Source organism: Pseudacidovorax sp. DMC4, assembly GCF_056314265.1.
In genome coordinates this window covers 114,987-135,404 of sequence record NZ_JBQUYR010000012.1, presented here as the reverse complement: position 1 = coordinate 135,404, position 20,418 = coordinate 114,987, and the positions used below count along the sequence as shown (strand labels likewise).

Annotated in this window: 20 protein-coding genes; 11 read left to right on the top strand and 9 right to left on the bottom strand. The window is 69.9% G+C overall.

The window, feature by feature from the left end; all coding sequences use genetic code 11:
* The first annotated feature begins 3 nt into the window (after positions 1–3).
* On the top strand, positions 4–519 hold the full coding sequence (locus tag ACT54X_RS21375) for a cupin domain-containing protein (protein ID WP_354319566.1): 516 nt from the start codon (positions 4–6) through the stop codon (positions 517–519).
* A 1-nt stretch (position 520) separates the two neighbouring features.
* Here ACT54X_RS21375 and ACT54X_RS21370 read toward each other — a convergent pair whose 3' ends face one another.
* The 3 genes from ACT54X_RS21370 to rodA all read right to left on the bottom strand — a co-directional run bounded on the left by ACT54X_RS21370 (position 521) and on the right by rodA (position 4,674).
* Positions 521–1,636, bottom strand: coding sequence for a 3-deoxy-7-phosphoheptulonate synthase (locus ACT54X_RS21370; protein WP_354319567.1), 1,116 nt, complete (start codon positions 1,634–1,636; stop codon positions 521–523).
* A 228-nt stretch (positions 1,637–1,864) separates the two neighbouring features.
* Positions 1,865–3,325: a metalloprotease TldD gene (gene tldD / locus ACT54X_RS21365; RefSeq protein ID WP_294373415.1), complete on the bottom strand. Its 1,461-nt coding sequence runs from the start codon at positions 3,323–3,325 to the stop codon at positions 1,865–1,867.
* 194 nt (positions 3,326–3,519) lie between these two features.
* Positions 3,520–4,674 carry a rod shape-determining protein RodA gene (gene rodA / locus ACT54X_RS21360; protein ID WP_017760158.1) on the bottom strand — a complete coding sequence of 385 codons (1,155 nt, stop codon included), beginning with the start codon at positions 4,672–4,674 and terminating at the stop codon, positions 3,520–3,522.
* Positions 4,675–4,715: 41 nt separating this feature from the next.
* On the opposite strand from rodA, the gene ACT54X_RS21355 reads away from it, so the two are divergent.
* The 8 genes from ACT54X_RS21355 to ruvC are packed head-to-tail and all read left to right on the top strand — an operon-like array spanning position 4,716 to position 12,268.
* Entirely contained in the window at positions 4,716–5,303 is a 588-nt protein-coding gene (locus ACT54X_RS21355; RefSeq protein ID WP_476348432.1) for a YqiA/YcfP family alpha/beta fold hydrolase, read from the top strand.
* A gap of 48 nt (positions 5,304–5,351) precedes the next feature.
* Positions 5,352–7,424 (top strand): ribonuclease catalytic domain-containing protein, encoded by a 2,073-nt coding sequence (locus ACT54X_RS21350; RefSeq protein ID WP_476348430.1) that lies wholly within the window; start codon positions 5,352–5,354, stop codon positions 7,422–7,424.
* 20 nt (positions 7,425–7,444) lie between these two features.
* Positions 7,445–8,311 carry an energy transducer TonB gene (locus tag ACT54X_RS21345; RefSeq protein WP_294373429.1) on the top strand — a complete coding sequence of 289 codons (867 nt, stop codon included), beginning with the start codon at positions 7,445–7,447 and terminating at the stop codon, positions 8,309–8,311.
* 40 nt (positions 8,312–8,351) lie between these two features.
* Positions 8,352–9,218, top strand: coding sequence for a shikimate dehydrogenase (gene aroE / locus ACT54X_RS21340; protein WP_294373432.1), 867 nt, complete (start codon positions 8,352–8,354; stop codon positions 9,216–9,218).
* Positions 9,218–9,961, top strand: a complete 744-nt coding sequence (gene mtgA, locus ACT54X_RS21335; protein ID WP_294373694.1) for a monofunctional biosynthetic peptidoglycan transglycosylase — start codon at positions 9,218–9,220, stop codon at positions 9,959–9,961. Before aroE ends, mtgA begins: the two co-directional genes overlap by 1 nt.
* A gap of 22 nt (positions 9,962–9,983) precedes the next feature.
* The gene (locus ACT54X_RS21330; RefSeq protein WP_017761555.1) at positions 9,984–10,631 is read left to right on the top strand and encodes a lysophospholipid acyltransferase family protein; all 648 of its coding nucleotides are present in this window, start codon (positions 9,984–9,986) and stop codon (positions 10,629–10,631) included.
* A 15-nt stretch (positions 10,632–10,646) separates the two neighbouring features.
* Positions 10,647–11,714 (top strand): phosphatidate cytidylyltransferase, encoded by a 1,068-nt coding sequence (locus ACT54X_RS21325; protein WP_294373434.1) that lies wholly within the window; start codon positions 10,647–10,649, stop codon positions 11,712–11,714.
* A 5-nt stretch (positions 11,715–11,719) separates the two neighbouring features.
* Positions 11,720–12,268, top strand: a complete 549-nt coding sequence (gene ruvC / locus ACT54X_RS21320) for a crossover junction endodeoxyribonuclease RuvC (protein ID WP_476348522.1) — start codon at positions 11,720–11,722, stop codon at positions 12,266–12,268.
* Between the two features lie 98 nt (positions 12,269–12,366).
* Here ruvC and ACT54X_RS21315 read toward each other — a convergent pair whose 3' ends face one another.
* Positions 12,367–13,299, bottom strand: coding sequence for a LysR family transcriptional regulator (locus ACT54X_RS21315; protein ID WP_476348427.1), 933 nt, complete (start codon positions 13,297–13,299; stop codon positions 12,367–12,369).
* A gap of 101 nt (positions 13,300–13,400) precedes the next feature.
* Between ACT54X_RS21315 and ACT54X_RS21310 the strand changes: the two genes are divergently transcribed.
* Both ACT54X_RS21310 and ACT54X_RS21305 read left to right on the top strand, forming a co-directional pair.
* A complete protein-coding gene (locus ACT54X_RS21310) occupies positions 13,401–14,414 on the top strand; it encodes a tripartite tricarboxylate transporter substrate binding protein (protein WP_476348425.1) in 1,014 nt (337 codons plus the stop codon).
* Positions 14,411–15,472, top strand: coding sequence for a maleylacetate reductase (locus ACT54X_RS21305; RefSeq protein WP_476348423.1), 1,062 nt, complete (start codon positions 14,411–14,413; stop codon positions 15,470–15,472). The genes ACT54X_RS21310 and ACT54X_RS21305 overlap by 4 nt, the downstream gene beginning before the upstream one ends.
* Before the next feature lie 44 nt (positions 15,473–15,516).
* Here ACT54X_RS21305 and ACT54X_RS21300 read toward each other — a convergent pair whose 3' ends face one another.
* The 5 genes from ACT54X_RS21300 to ACT54X_RS21280 form a co-directional block, all read right to left on the bottom strand.
* Complete coding sequence (locus ACT54X_RS21300; protein ID WP_017759907.1) at positions 15,517–15,693, bottom strand: hypothetical protein; 177 nt, start codon at positions 15,691–15,693, stop codon at positions 15,517–15,519.
* 18 nt (positions 15,694–15,711) lie between these two features.
* Entirely contained in the window at positions 15,712–16,635 is a 924-nt protein-coding gene (gene lpxC / locus ACT54X_RS21295; protein WP_294373443.1) for a UDP-3-O-acyl-N-acetylglucosamine deacetylase, read from the bottom strand.
* 308 nt (positions 16,636–16,943) lie between these two features.
* Positions 16,944–18,164: a cell division protein FtsZ gene (gene ftsZ / locus ACT54X_RS21290; protein ID WP_043117752.1), complete on the bottom strand. Its 1,221-nt coding sequence runs from the start codon at positions 18,162–18,164 to the stop codon at positions 16,944–16,946.
* 166 nt (positions 18,165–18,330) lie between these two features.
* Complete coding sequence (gene ftsA, locus ACT54X_RS21285; RefSeq protein WP_017759904.1) at positions 18,331–19,560, bottom strand: cell division protein FtsA; 1,230 nt, start codon at positions 19,558–19,560, stop codon at positions 18,331–18,333.
* A gap of 56 nt (positions 19,561–19,616) precedes the next feature.
* Positions 19,617–20,417 carry a cell division protein FtsQ/DivIB gene (locus ACT54X_RS21280; RefSeq protein WP_354319576.1) on the bottom strand — a complete coding sequence of 267 codons (801 nt, stop codon included), beginning with the start codon at positions 20,415–20,417 and terminating at the stop codon, positions 19,617–19,619.
* Position 20,418: the final 1 nt, after the last annotated feature.

The window sequence follows — 20,418 nt, the reverse complement described above, 5'->3', positions numbered from 1 at the left end:
CACATGGCCCAAGCCACATCGCGCGCCCGGCAGCTGATCGAGACGCTGCAACTGCAGCCCCATCCCGAGGGCGGTTGGTACCGCGAGGTGTTCCGCGCACCGACCCCGGTGCAGCCCGCCGACCACCGGGGACCGCGTGCGGCACTGACCAGCATCTACTTCCTGCTGGAGGCCGGCCAGCATTCGCGCTGGCACCAGGTGCTGTCGGACGAACTCTGGGTGCATCTGGAGGGCGTGCCGCTCACCCTGTGGACCGCCGACGCCGCCTTCCGCACGGCGCCGGCCCATGTTCGCCTGGCCCCGGTGGACGTCCACGGCGGCCGCCCCCAGCACATGGTGCCCGCCGGCCAGTGGCAGGCGGCGCAACCCGTGGCCACGCACAGCGCCGGCGACTACACGCTGGCCGCCTGCGCCGTCGCGCCGGGCTTCGACTTCGCCGACTTCACGCTGATGGATGCCCAGGGCGAGGTGGCCGCCGCCGTGCGGCACCACTGGCCCGCACTGGCTTCCTTCATCTGATTCAACCGCGACGTTTCTTCACCGCCTGCGACAGCACATCCAGCAGGCTGCGCGAATCGTCCCACCCCAGGCAGGCGTCGGTGATGCTCTTGCCGTATTCCAGCGCCGACGGCACATCCTTGCCCGGCGAGAACTTCTGCGCGCCGGCCTGGATGTGGCTTTCCACCATCACGCCGAAGACCTTGCGGCTGCCGCCGGCGATCTGCTCCGCGATGTCCCGTGCCACGTCGACCTGTTTCTGGTGCTGCTTGCTGCTGTTGGCATGGCTGCAGTCCACCATCAGCGTGGGGGGCAGCCCGGCGGCCTCGAGGTCGCGGCAGGCGATCTCGACGCTGGCGGCGTCGTAGTTGGGCGCCTTGCCGCCACGCAGGATCACGTGGCAATCCTTGTTGCCATTGGTCTGCACGATGGCGACCTGGCCGTTCTTGTGCACCGACAGGAAGTGGTGGCCGCGCGCCGCCGCCTGGATGGCGTCGGTGGCGATGCGGATGTTGCCGTCGGTGCCGTTCTTGAAGCCGATGGGCGCCGACAGGCCAGAGGCGAGCTCGCGGTGCACCTGGCTCTCGGTGGTGCGCGCGCCGATGGCGCCCCAGGCGATCAGGTCGCCGATGTACTGGGGCGAGATCACGTCCAGGAACTCGCTGCCCGCCGGCAGGCCCAGGCGGTTGATGTCGATGAGCAACTGGCGCGCCATGCGCAGACCCTCGTCGATGCGGTAGCTCTCATCCAAGTACGGGTCGTTGATCAGGCCCTTCCAGCCGACGGTGGTGCGCGGCTTCTCGAAGTACACCCGCATCACGATCTCCAGCGAGTCGGCGTACTTGTCGCGCTCGGCCTTCAGGCGGCGGGCGTAATCCAGGGCCGCGGCGGGGTCATGGATGGAACACGGCCCCATCACCACCAGCAGCCGGTCGTCCTGGCCGGCCATGATGTTGTGGATGTTGCGGCGGGTGTCGGTGATCAGCTTCTCGACGGCCGTGCCATGGATGGGGAAGAAGCGGATGAGGTGTTCCGGAGGGGGCAGCACGTTGATGTCCTTGATGCGTTCGTCGTCGGTCTGGCTTGTTTTCTCGACGGGCGCATACCAGGGATTGGCGGTGGCGTTGCTGCTGTTCATGGGAACGATCCTTCTTGTGGGTTGATGTGTGACGGAAAACGGGGGACGAAAAAAAACCGCCGGGCTTTTGGCACCGGCGGTTTTTGAGGGTTGGGTTGTTGCGTTTACGCGCGCGCCTCTCGTCCGCCGGAGTCCGGGAACCAAAAGTAGGCAAAGTAATAAGCGCGTTGAGCGAACATGGAGCCCGACTCTAGCACGTGAAAACGGCTTGCCAAGCTGTATTTATGTTCAGGCCGTGCCGCCGACGGTGAGGCGGTCGATGCGCAGTGTGGGCTGGCCCACGCCCACCGGCACACTCTGGCCTTCCTTGCCGCAGGTGCCCACGCCGGTGTCCAGCTTCATGTCGTTGCCGATCATGCTCACGCGCGTCAGCGCGTCCGGGCCGTTGCCGACGATGGTGGCGCCCTTGACCGGGTAGAGCAGCTTTCCCTTCTCGACCCACCACGCCTCGCTGGCCGAGAACACGAACTTGCCGCTGGTGATGTCGACCTGGCCGCCGCCGAAGTTGATGGCGTACAGACCCTTGTCGATGCTGGCGACGATCTCGTCCGGATGGCGGTCGCCGCCGAGCATGTAGGTGTTGGTCATGCGCGGCATGGGCAGGTGCGCGTAGCTTTCGCGCCGGCCGTTGCCGGTGGGCGCGACGCCCATCAGGCGGGCGTTGAGCGAATCCTGGATGTAGCCCTTGAGGATGCCGTCCTCGATCAGCACATTGCGCTGGCTGGGGTTGCCCTCGTCGTCCACGTTGAGCGAACCGCGGCGGTCGGCGATGGTGCCGTCGTCCAGCACCGTGACGCCCTTGGCCGCCACGCGCTGGCCGAGGCGGCCGCTGAAGGCGCTGGAACCCTTGCGGTTGAAGTCGCCTTCCAGGCCGTGGCCCACGGCCTCGTGCAGCAGGATGCCGGGCCAGCCGGGGCCGAGCACCACGGTCATCTCGCCGGCCGGGGCCGGGCGCGACTCGAGGTTGGTCAGGGCCGAATTGACGGCATGGTCCACGTACTCGGCGATCTGCTCGTCGCCGAAATAGGCCAGACCGAAGCGGCCGCCGCCGCCGCCAGAGCCGATCTCGCGGCGGCCGTTCTGTTCGGCGATGACCGTGACCGACAGGCGCACCAGCGGCCGCACGTCGGCGGCCAGCGTGCCGTCGGCGCGCGCCACCAGCACCACGTCGTATTCGCTCGCCAGACCCGCCATGACCTGCGCGATGCGCGGGTCGCGGCTGCGGGCCAGCTTCTCGACCTTTTCGAGCAGCGCCACCTTGGCCGTGCTGTCGAGTGTGGCGATGGGATCGATGCCACCGTAGAGCTGGCGACTGGGCGCCACCTTGCGCGCGGGCGCCTTGACCCGGCCCGACTTGCCCGCCGCGGCGATGGCGCGCACGGTGCGGGCGGCATCGAGCAGCGAGGCCTCGGAGATGTCGTCGGAATAGGCAAAGGCGGTCTTCTCGCCGCTCACCGCCCGCACGCCCACGCCCTGGTCGATGGAGAAACTGCCCGTCTTGACGATGCCTTCCTCCAGGCTCCAGCCCTCGGCGCGCGTGTACTGGAAGTACAGATCCGCGTCGTCCACCTTGTGCGCGCGGATCTCGGCCAGGGCCTTGGCGAGGTGCGTCTCGTCGAGCCCGAAGGGCGTGAGCAACAGTTGCTGCGCCGTGGCCAGGCGCTCGAGGGTGGGTTCGCGGGAGATCATCGGCAGATTATTGCTCGCGCCTCCGGACGCTGCCCCCGTCCTCGCGGATCGGCAGGCCGGGGATCAGGGGCAATGCCAACGCTGCGCGCGCGGCTGCTGCAGACGGGTCGGGGCGCGTAGAGCCGGATCGGGGCGTGGGGCCGACGGCGCAAGCGCTCGCCAGATGCGACAGGCTTGGCGCGACGACCGGAAGATCAGGTCTGCATCAGGCGCCGCGAGCGCGCGATCGACATCAGGATGCCCAGCCCCAGCCCCAGCGTGACCATGGCCGTGCCGCCATAGCTGACGAAGGGCAGCGGCACGCCGACCACCGGCAGGATGCCGCTGACCATGCCCATGTTCACGAAGGCGTAGGTGAAGAAGATCATCGTCACGGCGCCGGCCAGCAGCCGCGAGAACAGCGTCGGCGCGGACGAGGCGATGGCCAGCCCGCGGAAGATCAGGAAGATGAAGCCGCAGATCAGGAACAGGTTGCCGGCCAGGCCGAATTCCTCGGAATAGGCGGCGAAGATGAAGTCGGTGGTGCGCTCGGGAATGAACTCCAGGTGCGTCTGCGTGCCCTGCATGAAGCCCTTGCCGCCCAGGCCGCCGGAGCCGATGGCGATCATGCCCTGGATGATGTGGAAGCCCTTGCCCAGCGGGTCACGGAAGGGATCCAGCAGCGTACACACGCGCTGGCGCTGGTACTCGTGCAGGATGCGCCAGTCCACGCCGTCGGCACACAGCTGCGGCTCGTACCAGACGATCAGCGTCACGGCGATGGCGATGATGATCACCGGCGGCACGATCAGCTTCCAGGGCAGGCCGGCGAAGAAGATGACCGACAGCCCCGCCGCCAGCACCAGCAGCGAGGTGCCCAGGTCGGGCTGCTTCATGATCAGGCCGACCGGAACCGCGAGCAGCACGAAGGAGACCACGAAATCCAGCGGCCGCAACTGGCCTTCTCGCCGCTGGAACCACCAGGCCAGCATCATCGGCATGGCGATCTTCAGGATCTCGCTGGGCTGGATCACCACGCCCACGTTCAGCCACCGCGTGGCGCCCTTCTTGGTGACGCCGAACAGCGCCACCGCCACCAGCAGCGTGACGCCGAACGCATACAGGGGCACCGCCAGGCTCATCAGCCGCTGCGGCGGCACCTGGGCCACCAGGAACATGATGCCCGCTGCCAGCAGCATGTTGCGGCCATGGTCCGAGAAGCGGGTGCCGCTGTCGTAGCCGGAGGAGTACATGGCGACCATGCCGGTCGAGGCCAGCACCACCAGTGCGAGCACCAGCAGGACGTCGAAGCCCTGGAACACAGGCGCGATGCGGCGCAGGAGCGAGGGGCGCTGGAAGACGGCAGACATGAGGCGCGCGATTATCCGCGTGCGCCGCTACAGTGCGGCAAATGTCGACCACCCACCTGCTCTACCTGCATGGCTTTCGCTCGTCGCCGCAATCGGCCAAGGCGCGGCTGATGGCGGCGCGGATGGCGGCGCGGCATCCGGCGGTGCACTGGTGGTGCCCGCAGCTGCCGCCCTCGCCGCGCGCGGCGGCAGAACTGATCGCGCAGGGCACCGCCGACTGGCCCAGCGACAGGATGGCCGTGGTCGGCTCCTCGCTCGGCGGCTTTTATGCGACCTGGCTGGCGGCGCACACCGGCTGCCGTGCGGCGCTGGTCAACCCGGCCGTCGATCCGGCACGCGACCTCGAAAAATACATCGGCGAACAGACGGCCTGGCACGACCCCGAGGCGCACTTCTTCTTCCGCCCCGAGTACATCGACGAGCTGCGCGCCCTGCAGGCCGGCGCGCTGCCGCACCCGGAGCGCCTGCTGGCCGTGATCGCCAAGGGCGACGAGGTGCTGGACTGGCGCGAGATGACGGCGCGCTACCCCGGCAGCCTGCTGCGCGTGGTCGAGGGCGGCGACCATGCGCTGTCCGATTTCGAGACGGCCCACCTGGACGCCGTGATCGCCTTCCTGCAACCGGCCTGAGCCCGCCGCGGGCCCGGCGCGCCGCGGGGCGCGTGTGACAATCGCCAGATGTTTGTGTTGTTCGAAGAAGCCGGCAAGTACCTCGGCGGCCGTGTGCTGTCCGAGGCCGAAGCGTCGGCGCAGGTGGAGCTCGATAGCGGCAAGCGCGTCAAGGTCAAGGGCGCCAACATCGTGCTGCGTTTCGACAAGCCGGCGCCCGCCGAGCTGATCGCCGAAGCGCGCGCGCTGGCCGCCACGATGGACCTGGACTTGGCTTGGGAATTCGCGTCCGACGAGGAATTCGGTTTCGCCGAACTCGCGGCCGACTATTTCAGCGACAAGCCCACGCTGGCGCAGCAGGCCGCCGCCCTCTTCGCCCTGTTCGACGCGCCCCACTACTTCCGCCGCAGCGGCAAGGGGCGTTTCCGCAAGGCACCCGCCGAGATCGTGCAGCAGGCCCTGGCCGCCATCGAGAAGAAGAAAGCCATCCAGGCGCAGATCGGCGAATGGTCGGCCGAACTGGTGGCCGGCCGCTGCCCGGCGCCCATCCGCGAGCAGCTCTACCGCATCCTCTTCAAGCCCGACAAGAACGCGCCCGAATACAAGGCCGTGGTCGAGGCCGCCCGCACCGCCCAGCGCCCGCCACTGGAGCTGCTGACCACCGCCGGCGCCATCGACTCGTCCTACCAGTTCCACTGGAAGCGCTTCCTGTTCGAGAACTTCCCCAAGGGCACGGGCTTTCCGGCCGCACTCACGGCGCCTGCGGTGGCCGACGACCTGCCGCTGGCCGAGGGCGTCGAGGCCTTCTCCATCGACGACTCGCAGACCACCGAGATCGACGATGCGCTGTCGGTGCAAGGCCTGGGCAGCGGCACGGTGACCGTCGGCGTGCACATCGCGGCGCCCGGCCTGGCGCTGGCGCCCGGCGACGCGCTGGACCAGGTGGCGCGCGCGCGCATGTCCACCGTCTACATGCCGGGTCACAAGATCACCATGCTGCCCGACGCCGTGGTGCAGACCTACACCCTGCTCGAAGGCGCGCCGCGCCCGGCGGTGTCGCTCTATGCCCGCTTCGACGAGGCCACGCTGGCGCTGCAGGGCATCGAGACGAAGATCGAACGTGTGCCGGTGGTCGCCAACCTGCGCCACGACCAGCTCGATGCGGTGATCGACGAAACCTGGCTCGAGGCGCCCGCACCCACCGGTGGCCCCGCCGAGGCGCAGCGCCTGCATGCGCCGCTGGCCTTCCTGTTCCGTCTGGCCAAGGCGCTGAAGGCGCAGCGCGAAGTGGTGCGCGGCAAGCCCGAGAGCTTCAACCGCCCCGACTACAACTTCCGCCTGGTCGGCCATGAGGACCGTGCCGAGCCCGACGGCAGCGAGACCGTGCAGATCACCACCCGCCGCCGCGGCGCGCCGCTGGACCTGATCGTCTCCGAGGCCATGATCCTGGCCAACAGCAGCTGGGGCGGCTGGCTGGGCGAGCTGGGCGTGCCCGCGCTCTACCGCAGCCAGGCCAGCCTGGCGCCCGGCATCAAGGTGCGCATGGGCACCAAGGCCCTGCCGCACGCCGGCCTGGGCGTGAAGAGCTACGCCTGGAGCACCTCGCCGCTGCGCCGCTACACCGATCTGGTCAACCAGTGGCAGATCATCGCGGCCGCGCGCCACGGCAAGACCGCTGCGCTGGCCGCGCCCTTCAAGCCCAAGGACGCAGGCCTGTTCTCCATCCTCTCCGGCTTCGACGCGGCCTACACCACCTACAACGCCTACCAGTCCGGCATGGAGCGCTTCTGGACGCTCAAGTACCTGCAGCAGCACGGCATCCGCGAGCTGGAGGCCACACTGGTGCGCGACGCCGGCGGCGGCGAGGCACTGGCCCGCGCCGACACGCTGCCGCTGGTGCTGCCGGTGATCGGTGCCCAGGGCCTGCCGCGCGGCGCGCGGGTGCGGCTGCGCCTGGGCGACATCGACGAGATCGCGCTGGCCGTCAATGGCAGCGTGATCGAGCGCCTGGACGCCGAGGCCTCACCCGCCGCCGACGATGCCGAGGCCGACGAGGAAGAAGCCGCCACCGGCGCGCTGACCATCGCCGTCGATGTGAACGACGCCGAACCCGAGGCCCCCGCGCCCGCCCCCGCGGCCTGATCCTGCATCGCTTCTCCGCCATGCGCCTGGCCGACCTGACTCCGCTGCAGATGGCACTGGGTGTGTCGGTGCTGGTGCATGCGGCGGTGCTGGGCGTGCGCGTGGCCGACCCGGCCGCCTTCGACCGCGTGCTGCAGGAGTCGCCGCTGGAGATCATCCTGGTCAACGCCCGCAGTTCGCAGACCGACCTGCCGGCCAAGCCGGCGGCCCTGGCCCAGGCCACGCTTGCCGGCGGCGGCGACCTGGAGCGGGGCCGCGCCACCAGCCCGCTGCCGCCCTCGGCCTTCCGCGCCGTCGGCGATTCCGACCAGGACGCCCAGCGCCGCATCGAGGCGCTGCAGGAGCAGCAGCAGATGCTGCTGGCCCGCGTGCGCAAACAACTGGCCGCCCTGCCCGCGCCCGACCCCAGCCGCACCGGCCAGACCGCCGACAGCACGGCGCAGGAAGAGCGCCGGCGCCAGCTGCTGGACCTGCTCGCCGAGATCGAACGCCGTGTCAACGAAGAGAACGCCCGCCCCAAGCGCCGCTACATCAGCCCCTCCACGCGCGAGGTGGCCTATGCGGGCTACGTGGATGCGCTGCGCCGGCGCATCGAGGCGCGCGGCACGCTGAACTTTCCCGAGGCGCGGGGCCAGAAGCTCTATGGCCAGCTCACGCTGCTGATCACCGTCAACCACGACGGCCGCCTGCTGGCGACCGAGTTGGTGGAAAGCTCCGGCAATGCCGACCTGGACCGCCGCGCCCAGGCCATCGTGCGCAGCCTGGGCAACTTCGGCACCTTCACCGACGCCATGCGCCGCCAGGCCGACCAGATCGTGCTGCCCTCGCGCTTCCGCTTCACCCGCGACGAGACGCTGGAGACCCAGGTGTCCGCCACGCCGCAGTGAGCCGTCCCCCGCCTTTTTCCTTCGACCGCATCAGAACCCCATGGACCGCTACTGCGTGATGGGCAACCCGGTGGCGCACAGCCGCTCGCCGTGGATCCACGCCCGCTTCGCCCAACTCACCGGCCAGACGCTGGACTACGGACGCCGCGAGGTCGCACCGGGCGCCTTCGCGCAGGCCGTGGCCGACTTCCGCCGTGAGGCGCAGGAGGCCGGCGACCGGGCCGGCGGCTGCAACGTGACGGTGCCCTGCAAGTTCGACGCCGCCGCGCTGGCCGGTGATCGCCTGAGCGCGCGCGCCCGTCTGGCCGGCGCGGTCAACACCCTGCGCTTCGACGAGGACGGCCATGTGCACGGCGACAACACCGATGGCGCCGGCTTGGTGGCCGACATCGTGCGCCATGCCGGCCGCGCGCTGGCGGGCGCGCGGGTGCTGCTGATCGGCGCGGGTGGCGCGGCGGCCGGCGTGATGGGGCCGCTGATCGAGGCGGCGCCTTCGCGCCTGGTGGTGGCCAACCGCACCGCCGCCAAGGCCGAGGCGCTGGTGGCGCAGCATGCCCACCTGGCCCGCGGCACGGATTGCGAGCTTCAGGCCGCCGGCCTGGACGGCCTGGGCGATGCCCGCTTCGACATCGTCGTCAACGGCACCGCCTCCAGCCTGGCGGGTGACGGCGTGCCCGTGCCGGCCAGCGTGCTGGCCGAGGGCGCCCTGGCCGTGGACATGATGTACGGCCCCGCCGCCGCCGGCTTCATCGGCTGGGCCCAGGCCCACGGCGCCATCGGTCGAGACGGCCTGGGCATGCTGGTCGAGCAGGCGGCCGAGGCGTTCGCCGTGTGGCGCGGCGTGCGGCCCGATGCGGCGCCGGTGCTGGCCGATCTGCGCGCCCTGGTCGACGCCAAGCCCGCATGATGCGTCCGCTCGGTCGCTGGCTGGTCTGTCTGCTGCTGGCAGGCGTGGCGCTGCAGCTGTTCTTCCTGCTGCGCATCGCGCTCATGCTGGTGCTCGATCCGCAGTCCACCAGCTTCCAGCGCTCGGAGATGTGGCGGCTCGCGCGGCAGGACGGGCCGCGCGCACAGTGGAGCCAGACCTGGTTGCCCTACGAACGCATCGCCGATCCGCTCAAGCGCGCCGTCATCGCCAGCGAGGATGCCGCCTTCGTCGAACACGGCGGCGTGGAATGGGAGGCCATCGAACGTGCCCGGCAGCGCAACGCGCGCGCCGAGGAGCTGGCTGCGCGCCGGGCCGCCCGTGCCGCCGCGCAGGGCCGACCCACCCGCCCGCCGCAGCTGCGTGGCGGCTCCACCATCAGCCAGCAACTGGCCAAGAACCTGCTGCTGTCGGGCGAACGCACGCTGCTGCGCAAGGGCCAGGAGCTGGTGCTGACGCAGCTGCTGGAGCTCTTCCTGGGCAAGCGCCGCATCCTGGAGATCTACCTCAACAGCGTGGAATGGGGCGAAGGCGTCTTCGGTGCCGAGGCCGCGGCGCGCCACTACTTCGGCAAGGGCGCCGACCGCCTGACGGCCAGCGAGGCGGCGCGGCTGGCCGTCATGCTGCCCAGCCCCAAGTTCTACGAGAAGCGGCCCTACTCGTCCTACCTCAATGGCAGGGCTTCGACCATCGTTGCGCGCATGGGCGCGGTCGAGCTGCCCTGACCCCCGCCCGTATCATCGACCGATGTACCTTGCCAAGCTGACGGGCGCCCTGCTGCTGGGCGTCACGCGCCTGCTCACCGGGGCCCAGGCGCGCTGGTGGGGCTGCCCGCCCAAGGCCGAGCAGCGCATCTACTTCGCCAACCACCAGAGCCACATCGACCTGGTCATGATCTGGGCCGCCCTGCCTGGCGAACTGCGCAGCATCACCCGGCCCATCGCGGCCCGCGACTACTGGGCCAATTCGCCCTTCAAGCGCTGGATCACCACAGAGGTCTTCAACGCCATCTATGTGGAGCGCGGCGGCACGCCCGCACCGGCCGAGGACGGCGCCGCGCCGCCCGACCCGATGGCGCCGCTGCAGCCGCTGATCGAGGCGCTGAAGAGCGGCGACTCGATCATCATCTTTCCCGAAGGCACGCGCGGCCATACGGGCGTGCCGCAGAAGTTCAAGTCGGGCCTCTACACGCTGGCGCAGATGTTCCCGGAGGTGGTGCTGGTGCCGGCCTGGATCGACAACGTCCAGCGCGTCATGCCCAAGGGCGAGGTGGTGCCTGTGCCCATCCTCTGCTCGGTGACCTTCGGCGCGCCCATCCGCATCGAGCCGGGCGAGGAGCGGCGGGCCTTCCTCGACCGGGCGCGCGAGGCCGTGATCGCCCTGCGCGACGTGTAGGAAGGACGGCGCCTCATGGAGAACTTCCTTCGCAACCTCGGCCCCTCGGAGCAGGTGGCCGCCCTCTTCCTGCTGGTCTTCGGCATCCTGGCCCTGGTCAGCGCCGCCCTCTTCTTCGTCGGCCTGCGCGAGCGCCGCAACCCCGTGCACGGGGAGGCCTGGGAAGAGGAGCTCGTGCACCTGCGCGCCCTGCTGCGCACCACCTGGGTGATGGTCATCGTCTTCTGGATCGGCTGGGCGCTCGGCGAGACGGTGGCCACGGTACTCTTCGGCCTGATCGCCTTCCTGGCGCTGCGCGAGTTCATCACGCTATCGCCGACGCGGCGCGGCGACCATCGCAGTCTGCTGCTGGCCTTCTTCGTGGTCCTGCCGATCCAGTTCGTGCTGGTGGGCACGGCCCGCTTCGACCTGTTCACGGTGTTCATCCCGGTCTATGCCTTCCTGGCGCTGCCCACGGCCGCCGCGCTGGCGGACGACCCGGACCACTTCCTGGAGCGCAATGCCAAGCTGCAGTGGGGCATCATGGTCTGCGTCTACGGGCTGTCGCATGTGCCGGCGCTGCTGCTGCTGCAGTTCCCCGGCTACGCCGGCAAGAACGCCTTCCTGGTGTTCTTCCTGGTCGCGACGGTGCAGACCTGCATGCTGGTGCAGCACCTGATCTATCGGCACCTGGCCGCCTCCGGCAGCGACAGCCAGGCCGGCCCACCGGCGCCGCCCGGCCGTGGCGGCCTGCTGCGCCAGATCCTGCGCCCGCGCGCACCCATAGCGCCGCATGTCAGCCGCAGCTTCAACTGGGCCAGTTGGGGCGTGGGCATGGGCGTGGCCAGCTTCGTGGGTGCGCTGCTTTCGTTCATCACGCCCTTCCATTTCTGGCAGGCCTTCGTGGCCGCGCTGGTGGCCTGTGTCGCGGGCTCCATGGGCCACCTGGTGATGAAGGCCCTCAAGCGCGACCGCGGCGTGCCGCACTGGGGCCGCAAGGGCGTGGGCATCACCGGGGCCAACGGCCTGCTGGATCGGGTGGATGCGCTGTGCTTCGCGGCGCCGATCTTCTTCCACTCCGTCCGTTGGTACTTCAACGCATGAGGACGATGCGCGTACTCGGCATTGATCCTGGACTGCAGACCACCGGCTTCGGCGTGGTGGATGTGGACGGCCCTTCGCTGCGCTATGTGGCCAGCGGCACCATCAGCACGCGACACCTGGGCAGCACCGACCTGCCGGCGCGGCTCAAGGTGCTGTTCGATGGCATCGGTGAGCTCAGCCAGCGCTACCAGCCGGATGCGGCGTCGGTGGAGATCGTGTTCGTCAACGTCAACCCGCAGTCCACGCTGCTGCTGGGTCAGGCGCGCGGCGCCTGCCTGACGGCGCTGGTGACCAGCGGCCTGCCGGTGGCGGAGTACACGGCCACGCAGATGAAGCAGGCGGTGGCCGGCCATGGCCGTGCGGCCAAGGCGCAGGTGCAGGAGATGGTGCGCCGGCTGCTGGAGTTGCCCGGCCTGCCCGGCAGCGACGCGGCCGATGCGCTGGGGCTGGCCATCACCCATGCGCAGGTGGGCCGGGTGCGCGCCCGGCTCGGTGAGGCCACCACGCTGCAGCCGCGGGCCAGTGGGCTCTACAAGGGCGGACGCTCGCGCTGAAGGCCCGACGCATGCATCGAACAGCCCGTTGCTTGAGCTGAGGGCGGGACGGGAGCACCGAGGCAGCGGCGACACCGAGTTCGGCGTCGGACCTCGTCCTATTGCAGCGCAGTCGCCGTGTCGCTCACCCAGCTGGCAGAGCGGCCGATGCTCTCCAGCAGGTGCTCCGTGAAGGCCCGCACCTTGAGGCTGGCCTGCGCCGCCGCCCGCAGCATGTAGATGCCGCTGGCCGGCTGACGTGGCGCGCCTTCGAGCTGGAGCTCGACGATGCGGCCGGCGGCCAGGTCCTCGCCGATGGCCCAGTTGGGCATCAGCGCGATGCCCAGGCCCTGCGCCGCGCAATGCCGACGCGAGTCGCAGTCGTCGCTCTCCAGCACGAAGTGCGGCGGCCGGCTCCAGTCGAAGCCGTCCAGTTCGCGCCAGCCGCGAGCGCTGGTGCTGTGCTGGCGGTCGATCAGGCGGTGATGGGCCAGGTCCTCGAAGCGCTCGGGCCGCCCGTGGCGCGCCAGGTAGGCGGGCGAGGCGCCCATGATGTAGCGCTGGCTCCCGATGCGCTGGCCCACCAGGCTGCTGTCGGGCTGTGGGCCGATGCGGATCACGAGGTCGAAGCGCTCCAGCACCGGATCGACCAGGCGCTCGGTCAACTCCAGTTCCACCCGCAGCGCCGGGTGGCGCTCGAACAGCGAGCCCAGGTGCGGCACCACGTGGCGGCGGCCGAAGGCCGGCACGCAGCTCACGCGCAGCAGGCCCTGCACGCTGCGGTCGAGCGAGACGACCTCGCTGCGCGCGTCGGTCATGTCGCGCAGGATCTTGCGGGCCCGCTCCAGCAGCAGCACGCCCGCCTCGGTGGGCACCAGCGCGCGGGTGGAGCGGGTGAAGAGCGGCACCTTCAGGTCCTGCTCCAGCGCATCGATCTGGCGTGCGACCGAGGAGGCCACCATGCCACGCCGCCGCGCCACCGCCGAGAAGCTGCCGGCCTCGGCCACGTCGACGAAGACGGCCAGGGATTCGGCGAAGCGGATCGATTCCATCTGTGCAAACCTCGCAAAGGCGTTTGGCGGCAGCGGCGGATTCTGCAGACGCCACGAAAAGAATAGCATCCAGCCCACTTCACAAGAACCAGGAATCGACCATGTTCCAGCAAGAGACAACGCGCGGCGGCGCCTCCCGCAGCAGGCTGATCGGCCAGGGCCTTTCACTCGGCATTGGCCTCGGCCTGGGCCTTCTGGCGGCCGGCACCGCGGCGGCGCAGCCGGCCTTCCCCTCGCGCCTCGTGACCATCGTCGTGCCCTTCGCGGCCGGCGGCACGGTCGACAAGGTGGCGCGCCAGATCCAGGAGCCGCTGGCCGCCCGCCTGGGCCAGCAGGTGATCGTCGACAACCGCGGCGGTGCCGGCGGCACCATCGGCATGGCGCTGGTGGCCAAGGCCGTCCCCGACGGCCACACGGTGGCGATGGTGTTCGACTCCTACGCGACCGAGCAGCACATCTATCCCCGGCTGACCTACTCCACCGAGCGCGACCTCACCGGCGTGGCCTACATCGCCCGTTCGCCCATGGTGCTGGTGGTGCCGGCCAGTTCGCCCTACCGGACGCTGCAGGACTACGTGGCAGCTGCCAAGGCCGGCAACGGCGTCTCCTATGCCTCGGTGGGGGCCGGCAGCTCCAACCACCTGTCGGCCGAGCTCTTCCTGGAGACCGCCGGCGGCAGGGGCACGCACGTGCCCTTCAAGGGCGGCGGCCCAGCCATGACCGACCTGATGGGCGGCCACGTGGATTCGATGATCGCCAGCCTGCCGCTGGTGCTGCCGCAGGTGCAGAGCGGCAAGCTGCGCGCCCTGGCCGTGACCTCGCCGCAGCGAAGCGCGGCCCTGCCCGACGTGCCGGCCGTGGCCGAGCGCTACAAGGGCTTCGAGGTCTATTCCTGGGTCGGCATGGTCGCGCCCGCCAAGGTGCCGGCGCCGGTGCTCGACCGCCTGGCGGCCGACGTGACCGCGACGCTGCGCCAGCCCGAGGTGGCCAAGCGCCTGGCCGATGGCGGCTTCGAGGTGGTGGCCGGCTCGCGCGAAGCCATGAACCAGCTCGTTCGCAGTGAGAGCGAACGCTGGGGCCGCCTGATCAAGGCCCGCAACATCGTCGCCGAATGAAGCCCTTCGTCTACGAGAGCCGGGCGCAGCGCGTGCTGTTCGGCGCCGGCACGCTGGCGCAGGTCGCGGCGGAGGTCGAGGCCCTGGGCGCGCGCAAGGCGCTGGTGCTGTGCACGCCCCCGCAGCGGGCCCAGGCGGAACAGGTGGCCGACCTGCTCGGTGAGCGGGCCGCGGGCGTGTTCGACGGCGCGGTCATGCATGTGCCCATGGCCGCCGCACGCGAGGCCCGCGCCGTGGCGCAGCGCCTGGGCGCCGATTGCGCGGTGGCGGTGGGGGGCGGCTCCACCATCGGCCTGGGCAAGGCCATCGCACTGGACTCGGGCCTGCCGATCCTGGCCGTGCCCACCACCTATGCCGGCTCGGAGATGACGCCCATCTACGGCCTGACCGACGAAGGCGTGAAGCGCACCGGCCGCGACCCGCGCGTGCTGCCGCGCACCGTGATCTACGACCCGCAGCTCAGCCTGGGCCTGCCCGTGGGCCTGTCGATGGTCAGCGGCATCAATGCCATGGCCCATGCGGCCGAGGGCCTGTATGCCGACGACGCCAACCCGGTGACGCAGCTGATGGCCGAGGAAGGCCTGGCCGCGCTGGGCCGGGCGCTACCGGCCATCCACGCGGACAGCGGCGACGCCCAGGCACGGACGGACGCACTCTATGGCGCGTGGCTGTGCGGCACGGTGCTGGGCAGCGTGGCCATGGCCCTGCACCACAAGCTGTGCCACACGCTGGGCGGCAGCTTCAACCTGCCGCATGCCGAGACCCACACCATCGTGCTGCCGCATGCGCTGGCCTACAACGCGCCGGCCGCACCGGTGGCCATGGCCCGCATCGCCCGGGCCCTTGGGGCGGAGAACGCACCACGAGCGCTGCACGAACTGGCGCGGCGGCACGGCGCCCCGGTGGCACTGAAGGAGATCGGCCTGCGCGAAGAGGACCTGGACCGCGCCTGCGCGCTGGCGATGCAGAACCAGTACCCCAACCCCCGTCCGCTGGAGGCCGCCGCCCTGCGCCGGCTGCTGCAGAACGCCTACGAGGGCATGCCGCCGTCGGCGTGAGGCCGGGCGGCTGCGGCCCTGCTGCCGCCGCTCAGGCCAGCCGCTCAGGCCAGCCGCTCGGCGATCAGCACGGCAAAGAAGCCGAGCGCCGCCAGGAAGGTCCACTTGAAGACGATCCAGCCCAGGCGCCGATAGCGCATCTGGCCGGTGGCCGCATAGAAGGCGAAGCACACACCCGCCACCAGCAGCAAAAGGAGGATGACCCAGCGAAAGAGCAGCATGCGAACGGGACGTGCGCCTTACCAGGCGCGAGCGATCTCGCCGAAGCCGTGCGGGGCCTGGCGCGTGTCCTCGAAGGTCACGATCTCGTAGGCATCGGAGTGGGCCAGCAGTTCCCGCAACAGCTTGTTGTTGAGCGCATGGCCCGAGCGGAAAGCGCTGTAGGCCGCTAGCAGGGGCTTGCCGACGATGTAGAGGTCACCCATGGCGTCCAGGATCTTGTGCTTGACGAACTCGTCGTCGTAGCGAAGGCCGCCGGCATTGAGCACCTTGTGGTCGTCCATGACGATGGCGTTGTCCAGCCCGCCGCCCAGGGCCAGGCCCTTGCTGCGCATGTACTCGACTTCCTTGGTGAAGCCGAAGGTACGCGCGCGGGCGATGTCGCGGGCGTACTGGCCCACGCTCAGGTCGAACTCGTAGCGCTGGCCGGTGGCATTGACCACGCGGTGGTCGAAGTCGATCTCGAAGCTCAGTTTGAAGCCGTGGTAGGGCTCCAGCCGGGCCCACTTGAGGTTGTCGCCCTCACCCTCGCGCACCTCCACGGGCCGCAGTACGCGGATGAAGCGGCGCGGCGCCTTCTGCAGTTCGATGCCCGCGCTCTGCAGCAGGAAGACAAAGGACGATGCCGAGCCGTCGAGGATCGGCACCTCGTCGGCCGTGATGTCGATGTAGAGGTTGTCCAGCCCCAGGCCGGCGCAGGCCGACATGATGTGCTCCACCGTCTGCACCTTGGCGCCGCCGGTGGAAACCGTGGACGCCAGGCGGGTGTCGGTCACCGACTCGGCCCGCATGGGGATGTCCACCGGCTCGGGCAGATCCACCCGCCGGAACACGATGCCCGTGTCCGCCGGCGCGGGCCGCAGCGTCAGCTCCACGCGCTGTCCGCTGTGCAGGCCGACGCCCACGGCGCGGGTGATGGACTTGAGGGTTCGTTGTTGCAGCACGGCGCGGATTGTAATTTTGGCCACCCCGCGCCAACCCCACTCTTCGGCCTATGACCGTGATAGCCGTAAGGAGGCGTAAGTGCCCTGCCGCAGATGCAGACGCAACGAAGCGCCATGCGTCGCTCGACACATGGCGTCGGGTTTGCACCGCAGCCGCAGGCTGCCGGTGCCTTCAGTCGAGCACAGGACGACTGATGGTGCAGCGGGCGTAGCGAGCGGTCCGAGGTCGCATCGAGCATCGCAGCCGTACTCAGGTACGGCGAGAAGCACAGATGCGAGATCGGGCCGCGCAGTAGCCCGATGCGCCGTCAGTCAGCTTGGCGGCGGAGGAATGCGGGGATCTCGAAATCGTCCATGCCGCCAGAAGACAGCGCATCCACCTTGGCGGCGGCCATCGTGCGGTTGGTGCGCCACACGCTGGGCACGGCCATGCCGTCGTACTTGGCCTGGCCGGCCGCGCCGGCGGCCACGCCGTTGGCCAGCGCGCCGCCCAGCGTCGGGACCTGGAAGGCCACGTTGTCGGTGCCGGTGCGGATGACCTGCAGCTCGGGCTGGCCGCGCCCGGCGGCCGGACGCGACAGGCCGGTGGCCACCACGGTCACGCGCATGTCGTCGCCCAGGCTGTCGTCGTAGGCGGCGCCGTAGATGACGTTGGCCTCGGGCGAGGCGTAGGCGCGGATGGTGTTCATCGCCAGCTTCGACTCCGACAGCTTCAGCGAGGCCTTCGAGGCCGTCACCAGCACCAGCACGCCCTTGGCGCCGGACAGGTCGATGCCCTCCAGCAGCGGGCAGGCCACGGCCTGCTCGGCGGCGATGCGGGCGCGGTCCGGGCCGTTGGCCGAGGCGGTGCCCATCATGGCCTTGCCGGGCTCGCCCATCACGGTGCGCACGTCCTCGAAGTCGACGTTCACGCCGCCGTACTCGTTGATGATTTCCGAAATACCGCCGACGGCGTTCTTCAGCACGTCGTTGGCATGCGCGAAGGCCTCGGCCTGCGTCACCTCGTCGCCCAGCACTTCGAGCAGCTTCTCGTTCAGGATGACGATCAGCGAGTCGACATTCGCCTCGAGTTCGGACAGGCCCGACTCGGCGTTGTTCATGCGCTTGCCGCCTTCCCAGTCGAAGGGCTTGGTGACCACGCCGACGGTGAGGATGCCCATCTCCTTGGCCACGCGGGCGATGACGGGCGCCGCGCCGGTGCCGGTGCCGCCGCCCATGCCGGCGGTGATGAACAGCATGTGGGCGCCGTCGATGGCGGTACGGATCTCGTCCACCGCCGCCTCGGCCGCCTCGCGGCCCTTGTCGGGCTTGCCGCCGGCACCCAGGCCGTTGTTGCCCAGCTGGATCAGCTTGGGCGCGCCGCAGCGGTTGAGGGCCTGGGCGTCGGTGTTGGCGCAGACGAACTGCACCCCCTGGACGCCCCGCTCCATCATGTGGGAGACGGCATTGCCGCCGCCGCCGCCGACACCGATCACCTTGATCTGCGTGCCTTGGTTGAACTCTTCGACTTCGATCATTTCGATGGGCATCATGAACTCCTGGATCCTTGCAGTTGCTGCTTGACTGACGTTGCTGTTGTTGTCTGGGGCGTGGTGGTGGAGGAAGAGGTCGAGGCTTCCTGCGGTGGCGGCGGCCCCGTACGCCGCCATCGCTCGTTGAAATGGATGAGGTGGAGCCGAGGTGCTGCGTGGCGCATCAGAAATTCCCCACGATGAAATCCTTGAATCGGCCGAAAGCCGTCTTCACTGAACCATTTTTTTGCGCGACCTTGTAGCCGCGCATGCGTGCATGACGGGCTTCTTCGAGCAGGCCCATGACGGTGGCGGCACGCGGCTGGGCCACCATGTCCGACAGGGCGCTGGCGTACTTGGGAATGCCGCGGCGCACCGGCTTGAGGAAGATGTCCTCGCCCAGCTCGACCATGCCCGGCATGACGGCGCTGCCACCGGTGAGCACCACGCCGGACGAGAGCACTTCCTCGTAGCCCGACTCGCGCACCACCTGCTGCACGAGCTGGAAGATCTCTTCCACCCGCGGCTCGATCACGCCGGCCAGGGCCTGCTTGCTCAGCATGCGCGGGCCGCGGTCGCCCAGGCCGGGCACCTCGACCTGCGTCTCGGGGTCGGCCAGCAGCTGCTTGGCGAAGCCGTTCTCGACCTTGATGTCCTCGGCGTCCTTGGTCGGCGTGCGCAGCGCCATGGCGATGTCGCTGGTGATCAGGTCGCCGGCGATCGGGATCACGGCCGTGTGGCGGATCGCGCCGTTGGTGAAGATGGCCACGTCGGTGGTGCCGGCGCCGATGTCCACCAGGCACACGCCCAGTTCGCGCTCGTCCTCGGTCAGCACCGCCAGGCTGGACGCCAGCGGGTTCAGCATCAGCTGGTCCACCTCCAGGCCGCAGCGGCGCACGCACTTGATGATGTTCTCGGCCGCGCTCTGGGCGCCGGTGACGATGTGCACCTTGGCCTCCAGGCGCATGCCGCTCATGCCGATCGGCTCCTTCACGTCCTGGCCGTCGATCACGAATTCCTGCGGCTCCACCAGCAGCAGGCGCTGGTCGCTGGAGATGTTGATGGCGCGCGCCGTCTCCACCACGCGGGCCACGTCCGTGGTGCTGACCTCGCGGTCCTTCACGGCCACCATGCCGCTGGAGTTGATGCCGCGGATGTGGCTGCCGGTGATGCCGGTGTAGACGCGGCCGATCTTGCAGTCGGCCATCAGCTCCGCTTCCTTGAGCGCCTGCTGGATGCTCTGCACAGTGGCGTCGATGTTGACCACCACGCCGCGCTTGAGGCCGTTGGACGGTGCCACGCCCAGGCCGGCGAGCTTGAGCTCGCCGCCCGGCAGCACCTCGGCCACCACCGCCATCACCTTGGCGGTGCCGATGTCGAGTCCGACGACCAGGTCCTTGTAGTCTTTGGCCATGATGTGTGAGTGTTCCCTCGGGGCTCTCGTTCGTTCTGTCTGTCTGTACGTCGGACCTAGCGCCGCCGGGCCGCGGCGGCGGCAGGTGCATCGGCCGAGACGGTGGTGACGCCGCGGATGCGCACCGCATAGGCGTCGGCATGGCGCAGGTCGGCGCTTTCGATGGATTCGATGCTGCGGCCGTACTGGGCGGCCACATGGCGGGCGCTGAGCAGGAAGCGCCGCACGCGCGCCACCACCTCCTCGGGCGTGCCGCGGCCGATCTCCACGGTGGCGCCGGAGTCGAGCACCGCCTGCCAGCCACCGCGGGTGGACAGCCGCAGCTCGGTGAGCTTCAGGCCGCTGCCGTCGAAGGCCGGAGCCAGCTCGCGGTACATGCCCAGCACCTGGCTGGCCTGGTCATCGGGGCCTTCCAGCCGCGGCAGGTCGTCGCCGGCCTCGTCGGTGTTGGCCTCGAAGACCTCGCCGTAGGTGTTGATCATGCGGGACTCGTCCTCGGCGCCCCACAGCGCGGCCGGCACATGCTCGGTGAGCGTGGCGCGCAGCGCGTTCGGGAACTCGCGCCGCACCACGGCCTTGCGCACCCAGGGCACCGACTCGAAGGCCACGCGGGCGCGCTGCAGGTCGACCGTGAAGAAGTTGCCGGCCAGCCGCGGCGCGACGTTGGCCCGCAGGGTGATCGGGTTGTTGTGCGTCACGTCGCCGTCCACACGGATCACGCCCAGCGGCAGGAAGGGCTGGCGCAGCACCCACCAGCCGCCGGCGGCGAGCAGCATCAGCCCGCACAGCGCGTACAGGACGGTCGCCGTGAGGTTCATGAGGCGCACGTCCAGCGGGACTGCGATGCCGTCGGCCATG

Excerpts from the sequence above, each read along its gene's own strand:
- ACT54X_RS21315 (WP_476348427.1), bottom strand. The coding sequence starts at position 13,299 with ATGGAATCGATCCGCTTCGCCGAATCCCTGGCCGTCTTCGTCGACGTG.
- ACT54X_RS21300 (WP_017759907.1), bottom strand. The coding sequence starts at position 15,693 with ATGCTGCTCTTTCGCTGGGTCATCCTCCTTTTGCTGCTGGTGGCGGGT.
- ACT54X_RS21325 (WP_294373434.1), top strand. The coding sequence starts at position 10,647 with ATGGAGAACTTCCTTCGCAACCTCGGCCCCTCGGAGCAGGTGGCCGCC.
- ruvC (WP_476348522.1), top strand. The coding sequence starts at position 11,720 with ATGCGCGTACTCGGCATTGATCCTGGACTGCAGACCACCGGCTTCGGC.
- ACT54X_RS21330 (WP_017761555.1), top strand. The coding sequence starts at position 9,984 with ATGTACCTTGCCAAGCTGACGGGCGCCCTGCTGCTGGGCGTCACGCGC.
- ACT54X_RS21345 (WP_294373429.1), top strand. The coding sequence starts at position 7,445 with ATGCGCCTGGCCGACCTGACTCCGCTGCAGATGGCACTGGGTGTGTCG.
- tldD (WP_294373415.1), bottom strand. The coding sequence starts at position 3,325 with ATGATCTCCCGCGAACCCACCCTCGAGCGCCTGGCCACGGCGCAGCAA.
- ftsA (WP_017759904.1), bottom strand. The coding sequence starts at position 19,560 with ATGGCCAAAGACTACAAGGACCTGGTCGTCGGACTCGACATCGGCACC.
- ftsZ (WP_043117752.1), bottom strand. The coding sequence starts at position 18,164 with ATGCCCATCGAAATGATCGAAGTCGAAGAGTTCAACCAAGGCACGCAG.
- ACT54X_RS21305 (WP_476348423.1), top strand. The coding sequence starts at position 14,411 with ATGAAGCCCTTCGTCTACGAGAGCCGGGCGCAGCGCGTGCTGTTCGGC.
- ACT54X_RS21375 (WP_354319566.1), top strand. The coding sequence starts at position 4 with ATGGCCCAAGCCACATCGCGCGCCCGGCAGCTGATCGAGACGCTGCAA.
- aroE (WP_294373432.1), top strand. The coding sequence starts at position 8,352 with ATGGACCGCTACTGCGTGATGGGCAACCCGGTGGCGCACAGCCGCTCG.
- ACT54X_RS21355 (WP_476348432.1), top strand. The coding sequence starts at position 4,716 with ATGTCGACCACCCACCTGCTCTACCTGCATGGCTTTCGCTCGTCGCCG.
- ACT54X_RS21350 (WP_476348430.1), top strand. The coding sequence starts at position 5,352 with ATGTTTGTGTTGTTCGAAGAAGCCGGCAAGTACCTCGGCGGCCGTGTG.
- ACT54X_RS21370 (WP_354319567.1), bottom strand. The coding sequence starts at position 1,636 with ATGAACAGCAGCAACGCCACCGCCAATCCCTGGTATGCGCCCGTCGAG.
- ACT54X_RS21310 (WP_476348425.1), top strand. The coding sequence starts at position 13,401 with ATGTTCCAGCAAGAGACAACGCGCGGCGGCGCCTCCCGCAGCAGGCTG.
- mtgA (WP_294373694.1), top strand. The coding sequence starts at position 9,218 with ATGCGTCCGCTCGGTCGCTGGCTGGTCTGTCTGCTGCTGGCAGGCGTG.
- rodA (WP_017760158.1), bottom strand. The coding sequence starts at position 4,674 with ATGTCTGCCGTCTTCCAGCGCCCCTCGCTCCTGCGCCGCATCGCGCCT.
- ACT54X_RS21280 (WP_354319576.1), bottom strand. The coding sequence starts at position 20,417 with ATGGCCGACGGCATCGCAGTCCCGCTGGACGTGCGCCTCATGAACCTC.